The sequence below is a fragment of the Streptomyces sp. NPDC040410 genome, from assembly GCF_055595715.1.
Genome location: NZ_JBVIVK010000009.1, coordinates 278424 through 298392 on the forward strand (window position 1 = coordinate 278424; position 19969 = coordinate 298392).

At 70.3% G+C, this 19969-nt stretch carries 21 protein-coding genes; 12 read left to right on the top strand and 9 right to left on the bottom strand.

Annotation, left to right across the window (positions count from 1 at the left end):
• Positions 1 to 173 precede the first annotated feature (173 nt).
• The 4 genes from ACZ562_RS20500 to ACZ562_RS20515 are packed head-to-tail and all read left to right on the top strand — an operon-like array spanning position 174 to position 5519.
• Complete coding sequence (locus ACZ562_RS20500; protein WP_471180901.1) at positions 174 to 1307, top strand: leucine-rich repeat domain-containing protein; 1134 nt, start codon at positions 174 to 176, stop codon at positions 1305 to 1307.
• A complete protein-coding gene (locus tag ACZ562_RS20505) occupies positions 1304 to 3112 on the top strand; it encodes an ankyrin repeat domain-containing protein (protein ID WP_471180904.1) in 1809 nt (602 codons plus the stop codon). The genes ACZ562_RS20500 and ACZ562_RS20505 overlap by 4 nt, the downstream gene beginning before the upstream one ends.
• A complete protein-coding gene (locus tag ACZ562_RS20510; protein WP_471180906.1) occupies positions 3109 to 4320 on the top strand; it encodes an AAA family ATPase in 1212 nt (403 codons plus the stop codon). The genes ACZ562_RS20505 and ACZ562_RS20510 overlap by 4 nt, the downstream gene beginning before the upstream one ends.
• Positions 4321 to 4355: 35 nt before the next feature.
• Entirely contained in the window at positions 4356 to 5519 is a 1164-nt protein-coding gene (locus ACZ562_RS20515; protein ID WP_471181001.1) for a vWA domain-containing protein, read from the top strand.
• A gap of 181 nt (positions 5520 to 5700) precedes the next feature.
• Here the strand turns inward: ACZ562_RS20515 and ACZ562_RS20520 are convergent, their stop codons facing one another.
• Positions 5701 to 6195: a PaaI family thioesterase gene (locus ACZ562_RS20520; RefSeq protein WP_471180909.1), complete on the bottom strand. Its 495-nt coding sequence runs from the start codon at positions 6193 to 6195 to the stop codon at positions 5701 to 5703.
• Between the two features lie 97 nt (positions 6196 to 6292).
• On the opposite strand from ACZ562_RS20520, the gene ACZ562_RS20525 reads away from it, so the two are divergent.
• The 3 genes from ACZ562_RS20525 to ACZ562_RS20535 all read left to right on the top strand — a co-directional run bounded on the left by ACZ562_RS20525 (position 6293) and on the right by ACZ562_RS20535 (position 8448).
• Positions 6293 to 6763 (top strand): winged helix-turn-helix transcriptional regulator, encoded by a 471-nt coding sequence (locus ACZ562_RS20525; protein ID WP_471180912.1) that lies wholly within the window; start codon positions 6293 to 6295, stop codon positions 6761 to 6763.
• 161 nt (positions 6764 to 6924) lie between these two features.
• Positions 6925 to 7062 carry a PLP-dependent transferase gene (locus ACZ562_RS20530; RefSeq protein ID WP_471181004.1) on the top strand — a complete coding sequence of 46 codons (138 nt, stop codon included), beginning with the start codon at positions 6925 to 6927 and terminating at the stop codon, positions 7060 to 7062.
• Positions 7063 to 7185: 123 nt separating this feature from the next.
• Complete coding sequence (locus ACZ562_RS20535; RefSeq protein ID WP_471180914.1) at positions 7186 to 8448, top strand: MFS transporter; 1263 nt, start codon at positions 7186 to 7188, stop codon at positions 8446 to 8448.
• Here ACZ562_RS20535 and ACZ562_RS20540 read toward each other — a convergent pair.
• Complete coding sequence (locus ACZ562_RS20540) at positions 8429 to 8623, bottom strand: hypothetical protein (RefSeq protein ID WP_471180916.1); 195 nt, start codon at positions 8621 to 8623, stop codon at positions 8429 to 8431. The two genes, ACZ562_RS20535 and ACZ562_RS20540, sit on opposite strands and share 20 nt — an antisense overlap.
• A gap of 70 nt (positions 8624 to 8693) precedes the next feature.
• Positions 8694 to 9014, bottom strand: a complete 321-nt coding sequence (locus ACZ562_RS20545; protein WP_471180918.1) for an ArsR/SmtB family transcription factor — start codon at positions 9012 to 9014, stop codon at positions 8694 to 8696.
• 85 nt (positions 9015 to 9099) lie between these two features.
• Between ACZ562_RS20545 and ACZ562_RS20550 the strand changes: the two genes are divergently transcribed.
• Positions 9100 to 9450 carry a VOC family protein gene (locus ACZ562_RS20550; protein ID WP_471180921.1) on the top strand — a complete coding sequence of 117 codons (351 nt, stop codon included), beginning with the start codon at positions 9100 to 9102 and terminating at the stop codon, positions 9448 to 9450.
• Between the two features lie 304 nt (positions 9451 to 9754).
• Here the strand turns inward: ACZ562_RS20550 and ACZ562_RS20555 are convergent, their stop codons facing one another.
• The 3 genes from ACZ562_RS20555 to ACZ562_RS20565 form a co-directional block, all read right to left on the bottom strand.
• Positions 9755 to 9982, bottom strand: coding sequence for a hypothetical protein (locus tag ACZ562_RS20555; protein WP_471180923.1), 228 nt, complete (start codon positions 9980 to 9982; stop codon positions 9755 to 9757).
• Positions 9983 to 10127: 145 nt separating this feature from the next.
• Positions 10128 to 10580: an FxLYD domain-containing protein gene (locus ACZ562_RS20560; RefSeq protein WP_471180926.1), complete on the bottom strand. Its 453-nt coding sequence runs from the start codon at positions 10578 to 10580 to the stop codon at positions 10128 to 10130.
• A 210-nt stretch (positions 10581 to 10790) separates the two neighbouring features.
• The gene (locus ACZ562_RS20565) at positions 10791 to 11525 is read right to left on the bottom strand and encodes a helix-turn-helix transcriptional regulator (protein ID WP_471180928.1); all 735 of its coding nucleotides are present in this window, start codon (positions 11523 to 11525) and stop codon (positions 10791 to 10793) included.
• Between the two features lie 282 nt (positions 11526 to 11807).
• Here ACZ562_RS20565 and ACZ562_RS20570 point away from each other — a divergent pair, with 282 nt between their 5' ends.
• Entirely contained in the window at positions 11808 to 12206 is a 399-nt protein-coding gene (locus tag ACZ562_RS20570; protein ID WP_471180931.1) for a gas vesicle structural protein GvpA, read from the top strand.
• Between the two features lie 264 nt (positions 12207 to 12470).
• Here ACZ562_RS20570 and ku read toward each other — a convergent pair whose 3' ends face one another.
• Together ku and ACZ562_RS20580 are read right to left on the bottom strand one after the other, a co-directional pair.
• Entirely contained in the window at positions 12471 to 13391 is a 921-nt protein-coding gene (gene ku / locus ACZ562_RS20575; RefSeq protein ID WP_471180934.1) for a non-homologous end joining protein Ku, read from the bottom strand.
• A gap of 490 nt (positions 13392 to 13881) precedes the next feature.
• Positions 13882 to 16584 carry a SpoIIE family protein phosphatase gene (locus tag ACZ562_RS20580; protein ID WP_471180937.1) on the bottom strand — a complete coding sequence of 901 codons (2703 nt, stop codon included), beginning with the start codon at positions 16582 to 16584 and terminating at the stop codon, positions 13882 to 13884.
• 545 nt (positions 16585 to 17129) lie between these two features.
• Between ACZ562_RS20580 and ACZ562_RS20585 the strand changes: the two genes are divergently transcribed.
• Positions 17130 to 17303 carry a CsbD family protein gene (locus tag ACZ562_RS20585; RefSeq protein ID WP_471180939.1) on the top strand — a complete coding sequence of 58 codons (174 nt, stop codon included), beginning with the start codon at positions 17130 to 17132 and terminating at the stop codon, positions 17301 to 17303.
• Positions 17304 to 17591: 288 nt separating this feature from the next.
• Here the strand turns inward: ACZ562_RS20585 and ACZ562_RS20590 are convergent, their stop codons facing one another.
• On the bottom strand, positions 17592 to 18074 hold the full coding sequence (locus tag ACZ562_RS20590) for an Asp23/Gls24 family envelope stress response protein (protein ID WP_471180942.1): 483 nt from the start codon (positions 18072 to 18074) through the stop codon (positions 17592 to 17594).
• A gap of 536 nt (positions 18075 to 18610) precedes the next feature.
• On the opposite strand from ACZ562_RS20590, the gene ACZ562_RS20595 reads away from it, so the two are divergent.
• Both ACZ562_RS20595 and ACZ562_RS20600 read left to right on the top strand, forming a co-directional pair.
• A complete protein-coding gene (locus ACZ562_RS20595) occupies positions 18611 to 18832 on the top strand; it encodes a hypothetical protein (RefSeq protein WP_471180944.1) in 222 nt (73 codons plus the stop codon).
• Positions 18833 to 18939: 107 nt separating this feature from the next.
• Complete coding sequence (locus tag ACZ562_RS20600; protein ID WP_471180947.1) at positions 18940 to 19941, top strand: acyl-CoA desaturase; 1002 nt, start codon at positions 18940 to 18942, stop codon at positions 19939 to 19941.
• The last annotated feature ends 28 nt before the right edge of the window (positions 19942 to 19969 follow it).

Sequence of the window (19969 nt, forward strand, 5' to 3'; positions counted from 1 at the left end):
GCGCAGAGGTCGTCGCGCCCAAGCATCAAGCTGGAGGACGTCGGTTCAAATCCGACCAGCCTTGCCACCCTTGTTGTGGAGGAAAAGTCGATGGGCGTCGGTTCGTCCTGGCGGGCGGAGGGCGATGCCGCCCTCGGCGAGCAGGGCACCGGCGATGGACCGGTGGAGTGGTGATGACGCAGCCGACAGCCGTACGCTGCCCCGCGATCGAGCACCCGGACATCCCGGTCAGCGATCCCGCCGCTCTGGAGCCGCTGCTTGCCCGACTGCGGTCCGCGCAGCCGGTCGAGGCCGACGAGACCTTCCCGCTCGGCACCGTACGCGCGGACGGGCGTGTCGACCTGTGCAAGCAGGGCCTCGGAACGGTAGGCGCCGCCCGGCTGATGCCCGTCGCCGCCGCCTCTCCGCACGCCACGCACGTCCTGCTCGGCACCAACGCCATCGGGAACGACGGAGCCCGCGCGGTCGCCGACGCGCTGGTCGACGGCCACGGCCTGCACACGCTCTACCTGGGCTGCAACCGCATCGGCCCCAAGGGCGTCACCGCGCTCGCCGACGCGCTGACGACTGACAGCGCCGTCCGCGCCCTGTGGCTCAAGCGCAACCCGGTGGGCGACGACGGCGCCCGCGCGCTCGCCGCGATGCTCCGCCGAAATGCCACGCTGCGCACGCTTGACCTGGTCAACACCGGTCTGACCACCGACGGTCTGCGCGTCCTGTTCGACGCTCTCACCGGCCGGCCCAGCCCGGTGGAACGCCTCTTCCTCGGCGGCAACGGCCTGACTGCCGACGCCGCCCCGCTGCTGGCGGCGCTGATCCGGGAGGCGGGAGTGCGCGAGCTGTACCTCCCCGCCAACCATCTCGGAGACGAAGGCGCCGCGATCCTCGCCGCCGCGGCCGACCCCGCACGGCCGGTGCGCCTCGGCCTGGGCGGCAATGGGATCGGCCCCGTCGGGGCGCGGGCCCTCGCCGACTCCCTCGGAGGTATCGAGGCACTCGACCTGGGCCGGCCGGCGTCGGAACGCAGCCTCGGTGCCCCCGCCAACGCTCCCGGCGACGAAGGCGCCCACGCGCTGGCCGCCGCGCTGCCGGGCAGCCCCCTGCGCCGGCTGGAGCTGTGCCACACCGGCCTCACCGGACGGGGCGCAAAGACCCTGCTGGCGGCCGTGACCGACAACTCGCCCCTGGAGTACGTGGGTCTGGGGCCGGGCCTGCCCCGCAAGGTGAAGCGGTCCTTCACCCAGCGTCTGAGGCCCGTCACCAGGGCGCATTCCGACCTGCGCGCGATAGGGAGTGTCTACCGTTGAGCTCTCGCAGCGAACTCCGTTGCTTCCCGCCGGACGAGGCGGCGAGCCGACGCAGGATCCGCAGGTACGCGGTGCCCGGTTGGATGATCGAGCGCGCGACCGAACGCCGTCTGGCCGGTGACTGGCGGGGTGCCTGCGTGGCGGCGAACGTCGACGTCACCTTCGACCTGGCCGATGTCGCCGGCCACTGCGGCGACGACGTCGCCGTGGCCCTGGAGGACGACCTCCGCCATTTCGCCCCCGACCTGCTGCGCTGGCACTTGCCGCGCGTGCTCGGCGGTCGGACCACGCTCGCCACGGACACGACGGTCGTCCTCGCGCGCTACCGCCCGACGGGGACGGACGAAAGCCGCCAGGCCGCGCCGTACCTGCACATCACCACTCCTCCGATGATCGACGGACCGCAGCGGATCGCCCTGCGGTTCGGGACGGTCACGGACGAGCGGGCCGCAGGCGTCTTCGGGCCAACCACGCACGACTGGCGGTCCGCGCGGCATCTGTGGGACGCACGGCACGCCGCCGAGCTGCGTGCACGGTGCGGCGGCGGCACGGACCGGCCGCCGTTCTTCCACGCCGACGCCAGCCCACGCGGCACGGACGAGCTGCCGACGGCCGATCCCGGCGACGGCGACCCGGCGGCGCGGGCCGAGTGGACCACGCTGCTGCACCAGAAGGGCGAGATTCAGGCCGCCTTCACCGCCGCGGGCATCGAGCTGGACCTGACACCCCCGCAGAAGTCGGGCTGGTACCGCGCCGACCCGGAGCGGCTCCTGGGCGGCATCGCGCTCAACCCCACCCGTCTGGAGCCGGAAATCCGTCGGCAGGCGGCCGAAGGCGTCGCCGACCGATTCCTCATCGCCGCGCACTGGCGGACCTTCATCCTGCTTGAACCCACGGACGGCGGCGGGCTGCTGGCGCGAGCCGTCGACCAGGACGACGTAAAAGGCGTGCCCTTCCTCGCCGAGGCACTGTGGCGCAGGCTCCCCGACCTCGACCTGATGCGCGTCGAAGGCGTCGCACCGGAGCATCTGCATCCGCTCGTCCGTGAGGCGCTGTTCCCCGCCCTCCAGGTCCCGGAAGGCCCGGCCGGCCCGCCGGGGCCGACGGCTCCCGCGCCCGTGCGGGTCAGGTGCCGCGGGGAATGGCACGAGGTGGCCTTCCGGCCCGGCGGTCTGCTGCGGATGCCACACAGCGACGAGGAACAGCAGCGCGAACGCGCCATGCGCGCCTTCGGCGGTGCCGTCGCCGGATGCTTCGCTGTGGCGCAGACGTGGACCTCCGGAGAAGGCCGTCTGCCCAAGGTGCTGCGGGCGCAACGCCACGAACTGTTCCTGCGCGCCCAACACGGTGACACCTCCGGCGTGCTGGAGCTCCTGGACGCGGGCGTGGATCCCCGCGTGCGGGACGCCTGCGGGCGCACCCTGCTGCACGTACTGAACCTCCTCGACCACGAGACGCTGCTGCCGAGGCTGCTGGCGGAGGGACTGGACCTCGAGGCCCGCGACCGGCGGGAGCGCACGCCGCTGTTCGTGGCGGTCAACGACCTCGGTTCGAAGGCGCTGGTGGAGGCGCTCGTCGCGGCCGGGGCGCGGCTCGATGTGATCGACCAGTCCGAGTTGTCGCTCGCCCAGCTCGTACGTCGGTACAAGCGGCCCGACCTGGGCTTCCTCCAGGAACGCGTACGGGAGGAACATCCGGGCGTCGGCGCCGAGTGGTGGGACGAATGGATGGACGAGCAGGAGGAGTACCACGCGGACGAGCCCGACGACGAGGAAGAGCCCGACGACGAGGAAGAGTCCCATTGAACAGCGACTCCACCGCCCCCACGGCGCCGTCCGGCCCGCTGGCGGCCGCGGACGACCTCAACCGCAGGCTGCGCACGCGACGGACCGAGCCCGCCGCGAACCCGCAGCTGGAGGCGCTCGCCCTCGCCGTGACGGCCAATCAGCCCGTACTGCTGTGGGGAGAGCCGGGCATAGGCAAGTCGGCCGGCCTGGAGCAGCTCGCCGCCGGGCTCGGTCTGCCGCTGGAGACGGTCATCGCCAGCGTGCACGAGCCGTCCGACTTCGCCGGACTGCCCATCGTCGGTGACGACCCGGCCGTGACCGGTGTGCCGATGGCCCCGCCGGACTGGGCGGTCCGGCTCGCCCGGGCCGGACAGGGCCTGCTCTTCTTCGACGAACTCTCCTCCGCACCGCCGGCCGTGCAGGCGGCGCTGCTGCGGGTGGTACTCGAACGACGGGTCGGCAGCCTGGTCCTGCCGGAGGCCGTGCGTATCGTCGCCGCCGCCAATCCGCCGTCCAGCGCCGCGGACGGCTGGCATCTCAGCCCGCCGCTCGCCAACCGCTTCGTCCACCTCGAATGGACCCACGACCCCCGGACGGTGGCCCGTGGCCTGGCCGGCACCTGGCCGGAGGTGACCGTGCCCGTGATCGACGCCGCAAAGGTGCCCGGCGCGGTCGCACGGGCCCGTGGTGCGATCTCCGGCTTCCTCACGGCCCGGCCCGGCCTGGTCCACCACATCCCCGGCGACGCCGAGAGCCGGGGCCGGTCCTGGCCGTCCCCTCGGACCTGGGAGATGGCGCTCAAGCTGCTCGCCGCCGGCTACGCGGCCGGTGTCGGCCGCGAGGCGCTGGCCGCCGCGCTCACCGGTGCCGTCGGGGACGGCGCGGGCATCGAGCTGCTGTCGTACCTCGAACACCTCGATCTGCCCGACCCCGACCGTGTCCTCGCCGATCCGGACGCCTTCGCCCTGCCCGAACGCGGCGACCGGCAGCTGGCGTTCCTGATCGCGGTGGTCGCCGCCATCCAGAGCGACCCCACCCGGCCCCGGTGGGAGGCCGGCTGGGCGGTGCTGTCGAAGGCCGTGGACGCGGGCGTTCCGGACGTGGCCGCCCGGGCGGCCACCGACCTCGCGGCGATGCGGCACCTCGACTGGCCCGTACCGCCTGGCATCGACGGGTTCCTGGACCTGCTGCAGATGTCCGGGGCGCTGCCCGGCGGCAGCCGGTGAGGCGTGCGGGGAGGACGGAAGATTCCCGCAGCGCCCTGGACTTGACCAGACTGCTCGCCGCCCGTTACCGGGCGGCGAGCGACCGGCCGTATCTGGCGTCGGCGTTGTACGCCCTGACCGTCGTACCGAGCGCGCAGGTGCAGACGATGGGGGTGGACCGGCACTGGCGTTGCTATGTGTCCCCCGCCTTCGTCGACGCGACGGCGGTGCCGGAACTCGCGGGCGTCTGGACGCACGAGGTGGCGCACCTGCTGCGCGACCACCACGGCCGCACCGAGCGGCTCCCCGCCGCCGCCCAGCGAGACTGGCACCGCGTCAACGTCGCCCAGGACTGTGAGATCAACGACGACCTGCTCGCCGACGGCCTGCGCCTGCCCGACGGGCGCATGGAACCCCGCCTCTTCGGCCTCCCCGAGGGCCAGTTGTTCGAGGCGTACCTCGACCAGCTGCCGCCGCAGGTGCGGGCGCCGGACTGCGGATCGGGCGCCCACGGCCGGCCCGCGCCCTGGGAACTCCCCGAGTCCGCCGGCGCCGCAAGGCTCGGCGATGTCGAGGCGCAAGCCCTGCGGCGGCAGACCGCCGAGGCGATGCGAGCCCATCAGCGCAGCCGTGGCACCCTGCCCGCGGGCTGGCAGCGCTGGGCCGAGGAGATCCTGGAACCCACGGTGGACTGGCGGCAGGCGCTGTCGGGCGCGGTCCGGGAAGCCGCCGCATGGGCCGGCGGGGCCGTCGACTACACCTACCGCCGCCCCTCGCGCCGCACCCCGGCGCTGCGCGGCGTCGTCCTGCCGAGCCTGCGCCGCCCGCTGCCGCGGGTGGCCGTCGTCATCGACACCTCGGGTTCGATGGGTGACGCCGAACTGGCCGCCGCCCTCGCGGAGGTGACGGGCGTCCTGCGCGAGGTGGGTGTACGGGGCAATCGCGTGACCGTGCTCGCGTGCGACGCGGACGTGCACGCCGTGTCCCGGGTGACGGCCACCGAGCAGATCACCCTGGGCGGCGGTGGCGGCACGGACATGCGCGTCGGTATCGAGGCGGCGCTCGCGACGCGGGACCGCCCGAACATCGTCGTCGTCCTCACCGACGGACTCACCCCCTGGCCCGACGAGAACCCACCCTGCCGCGTCATCGCCGCTTTGGTCGGCCCCGCTGCACCACAGCCCCCGAGCTGGGTGGAGACGGTACGTATTCCCACCTGACGCCGGGAGCCCGGTGCACTCTTTTCGTGGCCCGAAGCGGGCCGCCTGCCCGATGGCCACGGCCAGGGAAGCGTCCGGGCCACCGGGCAGGGCTCTGTGCGGCGATCGCCGATTCCTTCGGCCGCTCGTCGAGTGAGCGGCTTGTCAGCCAAGGGCGGAGGCGGAGCTGAGTGCACAGCGCTCAGCGCGGTGGCACGGGGAAGAGCAGGCAACTGCTGGTGGCGTGGGCCAGCAGCCGGTCGGCGGAGTCAAGAAGTTCGGCTTGGGCGAGAGCAGTGCGGCGACCGTTGTTGAGGACGGTTCCGACGGCCCGGACTTTGCCGGTCTCGGTGGTTATCGGGCGCAGGAACTTCACGTTCAGGTCGATCGAGGTGAACGCCATGCCCTGCGGCAGCACCGAATGCACGGCGCAGCCCGCCGCCGAGTCGAGCAGGCTGGCGTACACACCACCGTGCACGCTGCCTATGGGATTGTAGTGCTCCTCTCCGGGGGCCAGGGCGAAGACCACGCGGCCGAAGTCGACCGACTCCAGGGCGAAGCCCAGGGTGGCGACGATCGGCGGTGCGGGGAGGCGTCCGTCCAGAATCTCGCGGAGGAAGCCGAGGCCCGTGTCCCGCCCGACGGCGGCGGCGGAAATGCTCGGATCGTCCCACCGGAACGTACGCGACCTGATCATTACTGCTCCGATGGGTGCTCGACTCTGGCTTCGGTCTGCGAAGCTAGCCAGGAATGCATCTGGCTGTCAATCGAGAAGCCAGCTTAGGATGGCCCGTATGACCTGGCTGGAGATGAGTACCGAGAACTGCACGGTTCAGCGGACCCTCGACCTGGTTGGCGAGAAGTGGTCCTTGCTGGTGCTGCGCGACGCCATGAACGGCGTGCGGCGCTTCGACGACTTCCGCCGCCATGTGGGACTGTCGGAGGCCGTTCTGGCGGACAGGCTGCGCAAGCTGGTCGCAGCTGGAATCCTGCACACCACCCCTTACCAGGAGCCTGGTTGCCGTACTCGGTACGAGTACAGGGTCACGGCGAAGGGCTGGGACCTGTGGCCCGCGATGATTGCCCTCAAGCAGTGGGGAGACCGCTACGTCGCGGACCCGGAAGGCCCCTCCCTGGAGGTCCAGCATCGCGACTGCGGCGCGCCTGTGGAGGCGGTGGTCCTGTGCGCGGCGGAGCACGGGCGGTTGACCCCGCTTCAGACCCGCATCCGCCCCGGCGCATCGGCCCGCAGAATCCACGCCTGACCGTCGACGACCGTTGCGTGGCCGACCCCGGAGCCCAGCGCCCCCACCGCTCAGGGGAACTCGACGCGGACGCGGCCGGAACCGAGGCGGGTGGTGGATCGGCTGAAGCTGTTTGCCATGGCGCCCAGCCTCGGTGATGTCGAGTCGCTGATCACCGGCCGATCACTACCACCCACGGCCTGGACCCGGCCGAGCGCGCGAAGCGCGGTATCGCCGACAGCATGATCCGCCTGTCCGTCGGCCCGGAAGACGCGGACGACCTCGTCGCCGACCTCGCCCGTGCCCTCGACGCCGCCTGACAGCCTGCCCCTTCCTCCCGCGGGTTCCGGGGCTGGGACCGGCGGGAGGTCTGTTCGCCCCGTCGCTCCTGCTCTGGCACGACCACCTGTTGCCCACTCCACCTACTGCCATCCGGAAGAGACATGACCAGTACCGCACCAGCCAGCACGACGGGCTCCATACCCGACGCGGAACAGGCACAGCAGCGCATCCTGCGCGTCCTGGTCACCTCTCAGGTTCTCAGCGGTGCCGGTCTCGCGGCCGGCGTCACCGTCGGCGCCCTGCTCGCCCAGGACATGCTCGGCACCACCAGTCTCGCCGGACTGCCCAGTGCCCTGTTCACCGGCGGATCCGCGCTCGCCGCTGTCGCCGTCGGCCGCATCTCTCAAGCCCGCGGCCGACGTCCCGGCCTGGCCACCGGCTACCTCACCGGAGCCGTTGGCAGCGCAGGCGTCATCACCGCCGCCGTCCTGGACAACCCCGTCCTGCTGTTCCTCGCCCTGTTCGTCTACGGCGCCGGCACCGCCACCAACCTCCAGGCCCGCTACGCCGGAGCCGACCTCGCCCACCCCGACCACCGCGCTCGCGCCGTCTCCACGGTTCTGGTCGCCACCACCCTCGGCGGTGTCGCGGGACCCAATCTCGCCGCCCCCACCGGCACGCTCGCCGAAACCCTGGGCATTCCCAACCTGGCAGGCCCCTTCATCCTCTCCGGTGCCGCCTACGCCCTCGCCGCCCTCGTTCTCGCCATCTGGCTGCGTCCCGACCCGCTGCTCTTGGCCCGCACCCTGGCCGCTGCCGAGCAGAGCAGCACCGCCTCCGACGCGACCACGCCCGCCCCCGCCGCACGCGAGGGCCAGGGAGGCGTCGTCCTGGGTGCGCTCGTCATGGTCCTCACCCAGCTCGTCATGGTCGCGATCATGACGATGACCCCGGTGCACATGCACGACCACGGTCACGGCACCGCCGCCTCCGGCCTTGTCATCGCCATCCACATCGGCGCCATGTATCTGCCCTCGCCGCTCACCGGCTGGCTCGTCGACCGCTACGGCCGCATGAAGATCGCTGCCGCCTCAGGCCTCACTCTCCTGGCCTCCGGCACCCTCGCCGCCACCGCACCCGGCGACTCCGTCGCCCTCCTCGCCCTCGCCCTGGCGCTGCTCGGCCTCGGCTGGAACTTCGGCCTCGTCTCCGGCACCACGATCATCACCGACACGGTGTCCCTCGCCACCCGCGCCAAGACTCAGGGCATGGTCGACGTCTCCATCGCGATCGCCGGCGCCACCGGCGGCATCACCTCCGGCATCGTCGTCGCAGCCACCAGCTACCCCATCCTCGCCCTGACCGGCGGCGTTCTCGCCCTCGCCGTGCTGCCCGCCGTCGCCGTCACCGCACACCGGCGATGACCAGCCGGAATCCCCAGACCCCTGTGCGCGCGGCATCACCGTCGACGGCACCGGCCCGCGCTGCGTGACCCTGCTGCTCCGCCTCCGCAAGGAGATCGATGGCGCCGAGCCGGATACCGCCGGATACCGATGTGCACGTCATGGCCACCGACCCGGCCGCCCGCTCGACCTGCATGCCTGCGTCGGCATGCTCATCGCGCTCACCGGGTGTGATCAGTGGTGCCGCTCAGGTGGGTCCGGCTGTATCAGGAGTTCGCGAGGGCACGGGTGAACTCGTCCAGCACTGCGCTGAGCAGGCGGGGGAAGCGGGCCTCGAGTTCGTCCCGGCGCAGGGTCACCAGCCGGGTCTTCCCGCTGATGTGCGTGGACGTGATGCCCGCCTCGCGCAGGATGCGCCAGTGGTTGGACAGCGTCGAGCGCGGGACTGTCATCCCTTCGGGGCTGCAGGTGGTTTCGCCGTCTGTCGCCAGACGCCACAGCAGCTCCAGTCGAACAGGGTCGCCCAGGGCGTGCAGCACGGTCGCCAGGTCAAAGTCTTCGGGCTTGGGCTGGGGCAGTGCTCGCATCCGCTTCCTTCTCCTCAGGCTCTGTCGTCTAGTATGGCGGTCGATTCAACAATTCGGGAAAGTCGAATCGATCTAGGAGGCGGACATGAAGGTGCTAGCCACGCTGGCCCGGCTGTACGTGGATGACCTGGACCGCGCTTTGCCTGCCCTGCGCGACCTGACAGGCCATGAGGACGGGAGGCGCTTCGCCTACGGCGGGGTCGAGGTGGCGAGCATCGGCGGTTTCCTGCTCGTCGCTGGCACTGACGAGGCCCTCGCCCCGTTCCGGGACGTCCAGAGCACCGTGCTCGTCGACGACCTGGACGGGGTACAGACCCTCCTGAACGCGCGCGGCGGAGAGATCCTCTCAGGCCCGAACCATGTGCCGACCGGCCGCAACGCCATCGTGCGACACCCCGGCGGAGTCGTCTTCGAGTACGTCGAGCACACCGCCTAGACCAACGCCTATCCCTGCCCTGGCCGGACGTTGCGTTCGCTGACGGGTCACCGAGGGCAGGAGAACGTTCCTCGTGCCGTCCACCGCACACTCGACGAGACTCGGGGAGTTCGTGCCCGTCCCTTCCGTCAGACCCGGGCCCTGCTGTCGCGGACTTCAACCTCTAACCATCCGCTTCCCTCGTCACGCTTCGCATCCTGATCCGCCAAGCGACCACCCTCTGCCGCTGGGGCACGCGCCCCACCGCTCGCCGCCTCAAGTGACCAAGTGCCGTCGGTCTGAAGCAGGCCGACCAGGCATCGGCCTACGCGGAACGTGCCTCAAGGACTTCCAGGACCTCCACCTTGTCTGCAGGAATGATGTGAGCAGCGTCGATGTCCTGGCTCGTCAGCCACAACTCCGTCTCGACCTCACGACCCGCCCGTCCCCACTGCACCATCTCCAGCTCCTCGCCGGGCCGGAAGATTCTGACCGCCAGGGGTTCCACGGAGATGGACTGGTGCTCTGCGCGGACGCGGAGGCGTGCACGCACGAACCAATCGTGCGCGGCGATACCCCTGCGGGATCCGCGATCACTCATGTCTGTGCCCATCTTCAGCCGGTCCGCCATCGCCTGGGCGGGGGCTGACCTCCCTGTCTCCCAGGCCGAGGTTGGCCGGGCCGAGAACGGTTTCGGGTCAGCCGGAGGCAAACCGGGTGACGTCGGTGATCTTGCTGGAGATCTTGGCGGAGACCTGGGTGACACCTCGCGCGGTCACCTTCGATGTCTGGCCGGTCTTGAGGTCGTTCGTGGCGGCGACGGCTTCGCCGAGTCGGGTGCCGGTGGGGTCGACGAATTCGACCTGCACGATGTAGCTGCTTGTCTTCGACGAGTGGTCGGTGATGGTGATTTCCGCGACCGACCCAGCTCGTGGTCGAGTTGATTTCGCAGGCGTCGATGGTGACGTGGTCCTGCGGCGGGTGACCCTCCGGTGTCGCCGCTTTTGGCGACGGGGTCCTGGTGCGGCTTGCCGGCGCCGTGGTCGGCCGGGACGGTGCCGGGGCGCCGCCGGGTCGGCGCACGCGCCGAGGGATATGGCGAGAAGGCCGGCCAGATCCAGGCCGGCAAGCGCTGTACCTGTTGGGCGCATTGAGTCCCCGAGGGGAGTGAGTGGACCGCAGCGGGCGAGGCACCACGGCCACCCACAGCCCGTCGATGAGTCCGACTCCGGTGGTGGTACCGATGAGGAAGAGCAGCTGCACCGCGAGGAAGATCCGGGGGAAGATCCTGCGCCGCTTGTTCGTCCGGGGCCCGCTCGCGCCTTCCGGGCGCGGACCCCACGCCGGGCGTGGTGTGTCGGTCATCGGGCCGGTCTTTCATGACGTTCTGTGGTGGGGCGCAGCTGGACGCAGCATTCGCCGGGGGTCGGGGCCAGGACGGCCTGGACTCCGCGGATCTGGAGTCCTTCGAGGTAGCCGGTGAGGAAGGCGTGGTTCATGCCGCAGACCAGGTCGGGGGCCTTGGCGGCCAGGGGATGGAAGGGGCAGTTGCAAAGCCGTACGCGGGTGGGGGTCTCCCGGACGGGTTCAAAGCCGTGCTTTTCGAGCATGTGCTCGCAGGCAGTGAGGCCGCGTTCGGCGCCGAGGCGGCCGGGACGTGTCTGATCCCGTTCAGCCTTCCCCATCTCACGGCCGCGGTGTCCGGCGATCCGTACCACTGTCTGGACGGCCTTCTCGTCGTCCCGCTCGGTCAGGACAGCGTCCAGCAGCAAATCCGCCAGCCACTCATGGCGCCGGTCGGGGATGCTGACGGTGATCTGGCGGCCAGTGGGCTCGTACACCTTGGGCCGGCGGCCGACCCTGCGGACGCCGCCGGGGCTTTCGTAGCGGGCCCGCAGCAGGCCGGCATCGACGAGTTTGTCCAGGTGGAAGGCGGCGAGCTTGCGGGAAATGCCCACGCTGGCAGCGGCCTCGTCCCGGGTGACGCCTCTGCGGGCCCGTCGGATGAACGCAAACATCCGCCGGCGCGAGTCCTCACCCAGGACACTCGCGGAGTCGATGGCGGCGGCGTCCGCCGCAGGCGGATCAAAGGCCACAGGACCACAGTATCTCCCACGCGCATCGGCACAACCATGCCAAAGCCGCTCGTTCCGTGGTCTTTCAGGAATTAGCCCAAATTGCTTTGCCGAACCCGTTTGACGGTCAGGCCGGATCGCCGGTGTGCGCGGTTGCCGTTCGCGCAGCCGTTTGGCTGCGGGAGGGTGAGGTTACTCGAGCCGGTGGCGTTGCCCCTGGCAGCTGTCACGGGGCACCACCGGTCGCCGGGCGGGGAGAGGCCGCGTGGCGGACCACATGGAGAGGGCAAGGGGCTGGTCATCATGACCGTAGCGACGCAGCAGGGCGGCGGAGGAGGTTCCAGCGGCCTGTACGACGTATTGGAACTCATTCTCGACCGAGGGCTGGTGATCGACGCGTTCGTCCGGGTCTCCCTGCTCGGTATCGAGCTACTCAAGATCGACATACGGGTCGTGGTCGCCAGCGTGGACACCTACCTGCGCTTCGCCGAGGCATGCAACCGTCTGGATCTGGAGGCGGGGCCGCGCAAGCCGGCCGGGCTTACGGAACTCACCGGGCAACTCACGGAGTCCGGCGCCCGCGGCAAGACCAAGGGAGCCCTGGCCGGCGCCGCGGAGACGATCTCCGACGCTTTCCAGCAGGCCCGTGACGAAGGCCAGGAACGTCAGGGCGACCGGTCCGCGCGCAGCAGGGGGAAATAAGCGGCCAACCTCTCCTTCCTCATGGACGTCGGCGCGGCGGAGCGATTCTGGCCGAGGCCGCGAACTCCGCCAGAAGCGTCCGCACCTGGAGTTGGGGGTCAACGGACCGCTGCCGCCGTACGGCTTCGTCGACATCCCCTCGACGCAGCATGCCGAAGGCGGCACCGCGGAATCAGTCGGAGCTGCAGCGACTCAGCCGACGAACGGGTGAGACGCCGCGGAACGGTCCGCGAGAGCCATCAGTACGTGCTTGGCCGAGTACAGCTAGGCGCTGCGCGGCTTCCGCCCGCCCGCCTTCTTGGCTGACTTCTTCGCGGCGGTCTTCTTGGCCGGCTGCTTCTTCGCCGTGGTCTTCTTGGCGGTGGGCTTCTTCTTCGGGAGCTCGTGCACCTCGGCCTCTCCGCGGGACGCCTTCGCCTGGGCCACGGACTCATTCAAGGCGGCCATGAGGTCGATTACCTTGCCCGACCGCCCCTCCGGCTCCGGCGCCTCGGGCAGCGGCTGGTCCTCCCGCTTCGCCTCGATGATCTGCGCCAGCGCATCGGTGTAGGAGTCGCGGAACTCGTCGCCCTCCAAATCGTCCCGGGTCATCATGTCCATGAGCGCGAGCGCGCCCTCGATCTCGTCGTCGGACACGTCCACGGGCGGGGGCAGCAGTTCCTGCGGGGAACGGATCTCGTCGGGCCAGCGCATCGCGTGCAACACGATCGCCTCGTCCCGCACCCGCAGCAGGCCGAGCCGCTCGCGCCCGCTCCAGCTGTACTTCGCGACGGCCACCTTCGACGAGCGCTTCAGCGCCTGAACAAGGAGCTTGTACGGCTTTGCTGCGACCTGCTCACGCGGCTGGAGGTAATAGCCCTCCGCGATCCGGATCGGGTCGACGGACTCCAAAGGAACGAACGCCTCGATCTCGATCGCCTTCGCCGTCGGCAGCGGTAGTTCCCTCAGCTCTTCGTCGCTGATCGGGATGACCCGCTCCTTGGTGAGCTCGTAGCCCTTGCCGATCTCGTCGTTCCTGACCTCGCGGTCCTCCAGCTCGCAGAACTTGCGCACACGCACCCGGGCCATGTCCTCCAGGTGGTACTGGTGGAACTGGATGCTGTGGTTCTCGGTGGCGCTGACCACGTTGATCGGGACCGTGACCAGGCCGAAGCTGATCGCGCCGCTCCAGATGGTTCGGGGCATTGCAGACCTCCGCGACTACCCGAGCACGACCAGCCTATGAGCCCTGCCGCGCGTCGGCACCTGGGGCGTTCAAGGCTCTGACCGCCCTTCCGTGAGAACAGCTGATCAAGCTCTCAGGCACTGCGTCGATCCGCTCGCCGGCCGGCAGCCCGGGTGACCTGCTCGCGAAAGGTCCTCCTCGGGCAGCCCCAGTACCGGGCAGACGAGGGACCGCTCGCGCCGATACCGCCACCCGTCGGCCGTCCACTGGCAGGCCCGCACTGGACCCGCCGGAGCCGGTCCCGCATGGCATCTAGTGCCGCGTCAGCCAAGGTTCGCCCCGTCGCGACGCCCGGCACGCTCCCCCTCTGCCTCAAGGGCGTGGGAGGTGCCCCCACTCGCCGCACCGGCCGAAAGCCCAAGTACGTCCAGTACGAGGACTTCCGGCCGGCACGCCGAGAGCACGCACCGGACGCCGCTCCTTGACGGGCAAACCTTGGCTGACGCGGCACTAGCCTGGATCTGGTCCCTCCTTACCCCGTTCAGGAAGCGGCTGCTCAGCCCAGATGACCTTGCCCCGCGCGGTGTAGCGGGTTCCCCAGCGGTCGGAGAGCTGGGCGACAAGGAACAGGCCACGTCCGCCTTCGTCCGTGGTGGCCGCGTACCGCAGATGGGGTGAGGTGCTGCTGCCGTCGGAGACTTCGCAGATCAGTTTGCTGTCGAGCAGCAGCCGCACGCCGATGTGGCCGGTGGCGTAGCGGAGCGCATTGGTGATCAGCTCACTGAGGATCAGTTCGGTGACGAAGGCGAGTTCCTCCAGGTCCCACTTGACCAACTGGTGCGCGACGGCAGTGCGCATCCGTCCCACGGCCTCGGGGTCGCGGGGCACGTCCCACTGCGCCACCCGATCCGGCGGGACGGCTCGGGTGCGGGCGACGAGCAGCGCGATGTCGTCCCGAGGAGGCCTGGGCAGCAAGACCTCGAGCACCGCGCTGCACGTCGCCTCCGGCTCTCCGTCCGCGTCGCGCAAGGCGCTGCTCAACATGTCGAGGCACTCGTCGATGTCCCGGTCGCGGTGCTCGACCAGGCCGTCGGTGTAGAGCACGAGACTGCTGCCCTCGGGCACGTCCACCTCAGCAGCCACGAATGGAAGCCCTCCCACTCCTAGCGGCGGACCGGTCGGCAACTCCAGGATCTCGACGGTACGGTCGGGCCGGAGGAGTACGGGCGGGGGGTGGCCGGCCCGGGCCAAGGTGCAGCGGCGCGCGACCGGATCATAGATCGCGTACAGGCAGGTCGCCGCGGTGAAGGCATCGGCGAATCCCACCAGCTCCTCGCTGCGCCCTTCGCCGTCCGCCAGGTCGTCCAGGCGTGCGAGGAGTTCGTCCGGTGGCAGGTCCAGAGCGGAGAAGTTTCGGACCGCGGTGCGCAGGCGGCCCATGGTGGCCGCTGCGTGCAGGCCCTGCCCGACCACGTCGCCAACCACCACCGCGACCCGCGCGCCGGACAAGGGGATGACGTCGAACCAGTCGCCGCCCACGCTCTGCTGCGCGGGCAGGTAGCGATAGGCGACGTCGAGGGCGTTCTGCTCGGGCAGACCACTGGGCAGCAGGCTGCGCTGCAGTGTCACCGCCAGGGAGTGTTCCCGGGTGTAGCGGCGGGCGTTGTCGATGCACACCGCGGCGCGGGCGACCAGCTCCTCAGCCAGGGCGAGGTCGTCCTCCTCGAATGGCTCGGGCCTGTCCGAGCGCCAGAAGTTCGCCACGCCGAGGACCACGCCGCGAGCGCACAGCGGGGCGGTGATGAGCGTGTGGATGCCGTAGTCGATGACCTGCTGGGCGCGCTCTGGGTCCTGCGCCCGGTATCCGGGGGCGTTGCGCAGATCGGGCTCGATGATCCCCCGCCCGATGGTCAGGCCCCTGACTTGGGGCGTGGAGGGAACGAACTCGATCAGCTCGCCCGTGGGATACAGCGGAGCGTCTTCTTTGATACCGGTGGAGGCGGTGCGGCGCAGCCGCCGCTCCGTACCCCTCGGCTCGTCCCCTCGCAGAACCGACTCGGCGAGGTCGACGGTGACGAAATCCGCGAACTGCGGTACCGCCACCGCTGCGAGCTCCTCGGCCGTCTGTTGGACATCAAGAGTGGTGCCGATCTTCATCGCGGCGCCGTACAGCAACTTGAGGCGCTCCCTCGCCGCTTCCACCCTCCCGGATAGCAGCTGGAGCTCAGTGGAATCCCGCATGGTCACCACGCTGCCGACAGGACCCCCGTACCGGTCGAGGGGCCGCTGGTTGACGGCCAGCAGCCGGCCTCCGGCAAGGTACACCTCGTCGGTGGCCTCACGGCCGGAGGCCAGCAGCTCGGCGGTGGGAGGAGCGAGGCCCAGCTCGCCCACCTGGCGTCCCTGGGCGCCTGAAGGCAGATCGAGCAGCCGCTGTGCCTCGTCGTTGGCGAGCAGCAGACGACGGTCGCCGTCGACGATCATGACACCTTCCCGCGCAGCGTGCAGGACCGCGTCATGGTGCTCGTACATCCGGGTGATCTCGGTGGGGCCCAGGCCGCGGGTCTGGCGCATCAGTCGTCGGCTGAGCAAGGCGGCTCCGCCCGTGGTGACGGCTACGGCGCCGGCTGTCACGATCAGTACGACGGGCAGTTGCCTCATGACCCCGCTGCCGATCTTCTCCAGCGTGATCCCTGCGGACACCAGCCCCACCACCGAGCCGCTGTCATCCTTCACGGGAACCACCGCACGTTCGGACGGCCCAAGAGTGCCCTCGTAACTCTCCGTGACCGTCCCGCCTGCCTGTGCGGCCGCGATGTGGCCGACGAAGTGTTTCCCGATGCGGTCCGGGTTCGGGTGCGTATAGCGGATCCCGTCCCGGGTCATGACGACGATGAAGTCGACGTCGGAGCGTTCCCGTGCGGCTTCGGCCCGTGGCTGCAGCACCGCGGTTGGATCGGGGGACTCGAGGGCCTCCAGGATCCCGGGGGAGTTGGCAAAACTCTCCGCTACAGCGAGGGAGCGGTCAGCGGCTTCCTTCCGGCCGTCACTCCTGGCGTCCAGTACGAGCACGACAACGGCACTGACGGCAAGCAGGAAGACGACCACGAGCTGCAATACGAACATCTGGCCGACGACGCTGCGGACGCTCAGCAGCGAACGTGGCACCCGTCGCCTCGCGTGTAGTGATCTCCCGCTGAAGCCGCCTGCCATACGCTTATTTTGGCGCATATCTACTCAAATGCGATGTGGGTTTGATCTCTGCCGGACTCCAGCCTGCCGCCTCCGCGGGCGTCGCAGCCTTCTCCGCCTGAGCTCGCCGCTCGCGGACGGCGAACGGGGCCTCGGCTCAGTGTGCCGGATTCCTCTTTCTCTGGGTATATGTCCTGGTCTCGGCGTTCGGGTGCTCGGGGGCGGCTGCTGGGCGGTGGCGATACGGACCCGGCCGAACCGTGGCGAGAGGGAAACAAGTCGTCCTGCGCCGAGTGTCGCGAGCACCCAATGCGCCGCGTGGTCTGGTGCTGCGGGCACGGTGGTCGAGCTGATCGAGGTCGTCGACCACCCACACATGCTCAGGGGTCGCACCGCGCCCGGTGCTCCGCCGCCCACACCCCGCCTTCCCGCTGGTGAAGGTACAGATGAACTTGGGCGTACCTGATGGGGCGAGCTTTTTGCAGATGCCTCGCTGTTTACCCCCACCGGAGCAGGTAACTCGTTGTAGTAGCCCGACCGTCGAGTGCGACTGGGAGTGAGTAGTGGTGGCTCGAGAGCAGAAGGCAAAGGCCAAGATGGAGCAGGCCAAGGGCATGGCCAAGAGAGCCGTTGGCCGCGCAACGGGCGACGAAGGTCTTGCGGCCGAGGGCCAGAACAAGAAGTCGAAGGGCGACCTGCGCCAGGCGAAGGAGAAGATCAAGGACGCCTTCCGGCGCTGACAGGCTCGACACGCCCCGGTGGGTCCCGTCCACGGGACCCACCGCTTGCCGTAAAGCCGCTCATCGCGGAACGCATTCAAGGCGTGGGCTGGGTCCGGTCACTCGCACGATCCGACGGCCCGTGGCTCCGGTTATGGCTGTAAAGGCTGAGCCGCTTGATGGCTTACGGGACTTGATGGCTTACGGGACTTGGCCGCCCGGGCCTTCCGAAGGCTCGACCGCCATGCGGGCGCGACTCGATCGCTGCTGCAGGACAACGCCGCGAGTCGTGGAAGCAGGAGGCCTGTTTCACCTCACGCGGCCCTCGCCCTGTTCGGACTCCTCCTCTTCGTCGGGGAGGTGGACGTCGTCGACGGCGATGTTCACCTCGACGACCTCCAGGCCCGTCATCCGCTCCACGGAGCCGATGACGTTGGAGCGCACGTCACCGGTGACTTCGACGATGGAGACGCCGTATTCGACGACGATGTCCAGGTCAACGGCGGCCTGGCGCTCGCCGACCTCGACCTTCACGCCTCGTGTGACGCCGGTGCCTGAGCCGGGGACCCGTTCCCGCATGGCGCCGAGGGCACGGGCCATGCCCCCGCCGAGGTTGTGGATGCCAGGTACCTCACGGGCGGCCATGCCCGCGATCTTGGCCACCACACCGTCCGCGATGGTGGTCCTTCCTCGGGTCTCCGCCGGAGCCCCGGCCCCAGTACGGCCCTTCAGTGTGCTCACGCCCGCCTCGGACCGGCCGGCCGAGCCGAGGGTGGTGGTGTTGTCCGTCATGGTGATCGCCTCGACCTCTGTCCGATGTGATGTCCGGACCCGGGTACCCGCTTGTCGCGAGCCCCGAACGGGATCGGCATGACCGAACGGACCGGTTTGCCGCCGACGACGCGATCGGTCACGGATACGACGCCCGCAGAGCGGGGAGACGCAGACAGCCTCGATGCCCGAATCCGTGAAGGGACGTGGGAGACCGCAAGATCCGCCGTCGGCGGACGGGACAGCCCCGCGCCGGACCATCCCGGAGACCACGGGCGACGACGGCGGATGACGTCGGACCGGGCCCGACCGGGGGGTGTGGTGCGGGTGCGTCACCGCCCCGCAGACAAAGGTCGAGGTCCCGTCGGTTCTCAACCCGGTCGGTTCGACGGCCGCGCTCGGGGGCCGAGCGGCCGGGGTCGTGGACCCGCGTCGTTCTGCAACGCGGGGGAGTAGGTTGGGGGAGCGAGGATCCTTCGTACACCGGCGCTCAGGCCGGTCTCGTTCTCGTGACTTCACCACACCGGGTGCTTCGCGCTCGAGGCAGGTTCCGCCTTATGGCCGCCGAAGCCGCTCACGTTTCCGACCAAGCCTCTCCCACCGCGCCGACGGTGGCGCCGTATCCGGCGGTCGCCCGGCAGGTCGCCGACGCGCTCCGCTGGTTCTTCGCCTGTGACGAAGCCGGCGTCCGTCCCGCGGGACCCGAGGACAGCACCGCGCGCCGACTGCCGACGCCATCGGCGGAGTCGTACCCCATGTACCCGACCGGCATCAGCTGACCGCCGCACCCCCGCAGCACACCCGTCGCACATCGCAGGGGTAAGGCGTGACCCCGGCCGCGCCCTCGCCAGAGCCATCACACCCACCGAGGCCCAAGGATCCCCGCATGCCGCTCACCTCTCCCACCACCCCGGCGGGGCTTCCGTCGAACACCGCCTCCCCGCCCCAGGGCTACGACGGGACATCCCCCTTCCCGCCGGACGGTCCGGCCCCCGCGCGGAACGGCGGCGAGAGGCTGTACGTGACGGTGACGGCCGTGATCGTCGTCCTGCCGTTCGTGGCGATCGGCCTGGTCGGCTGGTTGCTGTGGGGCAGCCTCGTCCACCCTGCCGACATCGTCCTCGCGCTCGTCCTCTACACCATCACCGGCCTCGGAGTGACGGTCGGCTTCCACCGCGGTCTCACCCACGGAAGCTACCGGGCCACCCGTCCCGTACACATCGCCCTCGCGGTGGCCGGGTCCATGAGCTTCCAGGGCGACGTCATCGGCTGGGTCGCCACCCACCGGCGCCACCACGCCTTCACCGACCGGCCCGGGGACCCGCACTCCCCGTACCGCTACGGCACCCACCTGCGCGGCCAGCTGCGCGGGCTGCTGCACGCACACGTCGGCTGGCTTTTCCGCAACGACCGCACGCCCGCCGACCGATACGCCCCCGACCTGCTGGCCGACCGCGACCTCCGCGCCGTGGCCCGCGCCTTCCCGGCCCTGTGCGTCCTCACACTCGCCCTGCCCTTCGCGGTGGGCTGGGCCATCGGCGGGAGCTGGGTGTACGGCGTAACCGCCCTGCTGTGGGCGGGACTTGTTCGCATCGCGTTGCTCCACCACGTCACATGGAGCGTCAACTCCCTCTGCCACCTGATCGGTGAACGCCCCTTCCGCACCCGTCGTCACGACCGGGCCACCAACCCGTGGCCGCTCGCCCTGCTCTCCTTCGGCGAGAGCTGGCACAACCTCCACCACGCCGATCCCACCAGCGCCCGTCACGGCGTCGACCGGGGCCAGATCGATCTCTCCGCCGCCGTCATCCGCCTTCTCGAACGCCTCGGCTGGGTGCACGACGTGCGCTGGCCCGCTCCGGCCCGGATCGCCGCCCGCCGGGCCTGACCCCGATCGCCCGACCGCCGCACGCAGT

What these genes read in the sequence shown, in the direction of transcription:
- ACZ562_RS20600 (WP_471180947.1), top strand. Translation starts at nt 18,940, where the DNA reads ATGCCGCTCACCTCTCCCACCACCCCGGCGGGGCTTCCGTCGAACACC.
- ACZ562_RS20500 (WP_471180901.1), top strand. Translation starts at nt 174, where the DNA reads ATGACGCAGCCGACAGCCGTACGCTGCCCCGCGATCGAGCACCCGGAC.
- ACZ562_RS20550 (WP_471180921.1), top strand. Translation starts at nt 9,100, where the DNA reads ATGAAGGTGCTAGCCACGCTGGCCCGGCTGTACGTGGATGACCTGGAC.
- ACZ562_RS20545 (WP_471180918.1), bottom strand. Translation starts at nt 9,014, where the DNA reads ATGCGAGCACTGCCCCAGCCCAAGCCCGAAGACTTTGACCTGGCGACC.
- ACZ562_RS20540 (WP_471180916.1), bottom strand. Translation starts at nt 8,623, where the DNA reads ATGCAGGTCGAGCGGGCGGCCGGGTCGGTGGCCATGACGTGCACATCG.
- ACZ562_RS20570 (WP_471180931.1), top strand. Translation starts at nt 11,808, where the DNA reads ATGACCGTAGCGACGCAGCAGGGCGGCGGAGGAGGTTCCAGCGGCCTG.
- ACZ562_RS20560 (WP_471180926.1), bottom strand. Translation starts at nt 10,580, where the DNA reads ATGCGCCCAACAGGTACAGCGCTTGCCGGCCTGGATCTGGCCGGCCTT.
- ACZ562_RS20520 (WP_471180909.1), bottom strand. Translation starts at nt 6,195, where the DNA reads ATGATCAGGTCGCGTACGTTCCGGTGGGACGATCCGAGCATTTCCGCC.
- ACZ562_RS20580 (WP_471180937.1), bottom strand. Translation starts at nt 16,584, where the DNA reads ATGGCAGGCGGCTTCAGCGGGAGATCACTACACGCGAGGCGACGGGTG.
- ACZ562_RS20595 (WP_471180944.1), top strand. Translation starts at nt 18,611, where the DNA reads ATGGCCGCCGAAGCCGCTCACGTTTCCGACCAAGCCTCTCCCACCGCG.
- ACZ562_RS20525 (WP_471180912.1), top strand. Translation starts at nt 6,293, where the DNA reads ATGACCTGGCTGGAGATGAGTACCGAGAACTGCACGGTTCAGCGGACC.
- ACZ562_RS20535 (WP_471180914.1), top strand. Translation starts at nt 7,186, where the DNA reads ATGACCAGTACCGCACCAGCCAGCACGACGGGCTCCATACCCGACGCG.
- ACZ562_RS20590 (WP_471180942.1), bottom strand. Translation starts at nt 18,074, where the DNA reads ATGACGGACAACACCACCACCCTCGGCTCGGCCGGCCGGTCCGAGGCG.
- ku (WP_471180934.1), bottom strand. Translation starts at nt 13,391, where the DNA reads ATGCCCCGAACCATCTGGAGCGGCGCGATCAGCTTCGGCCTGGTCACG.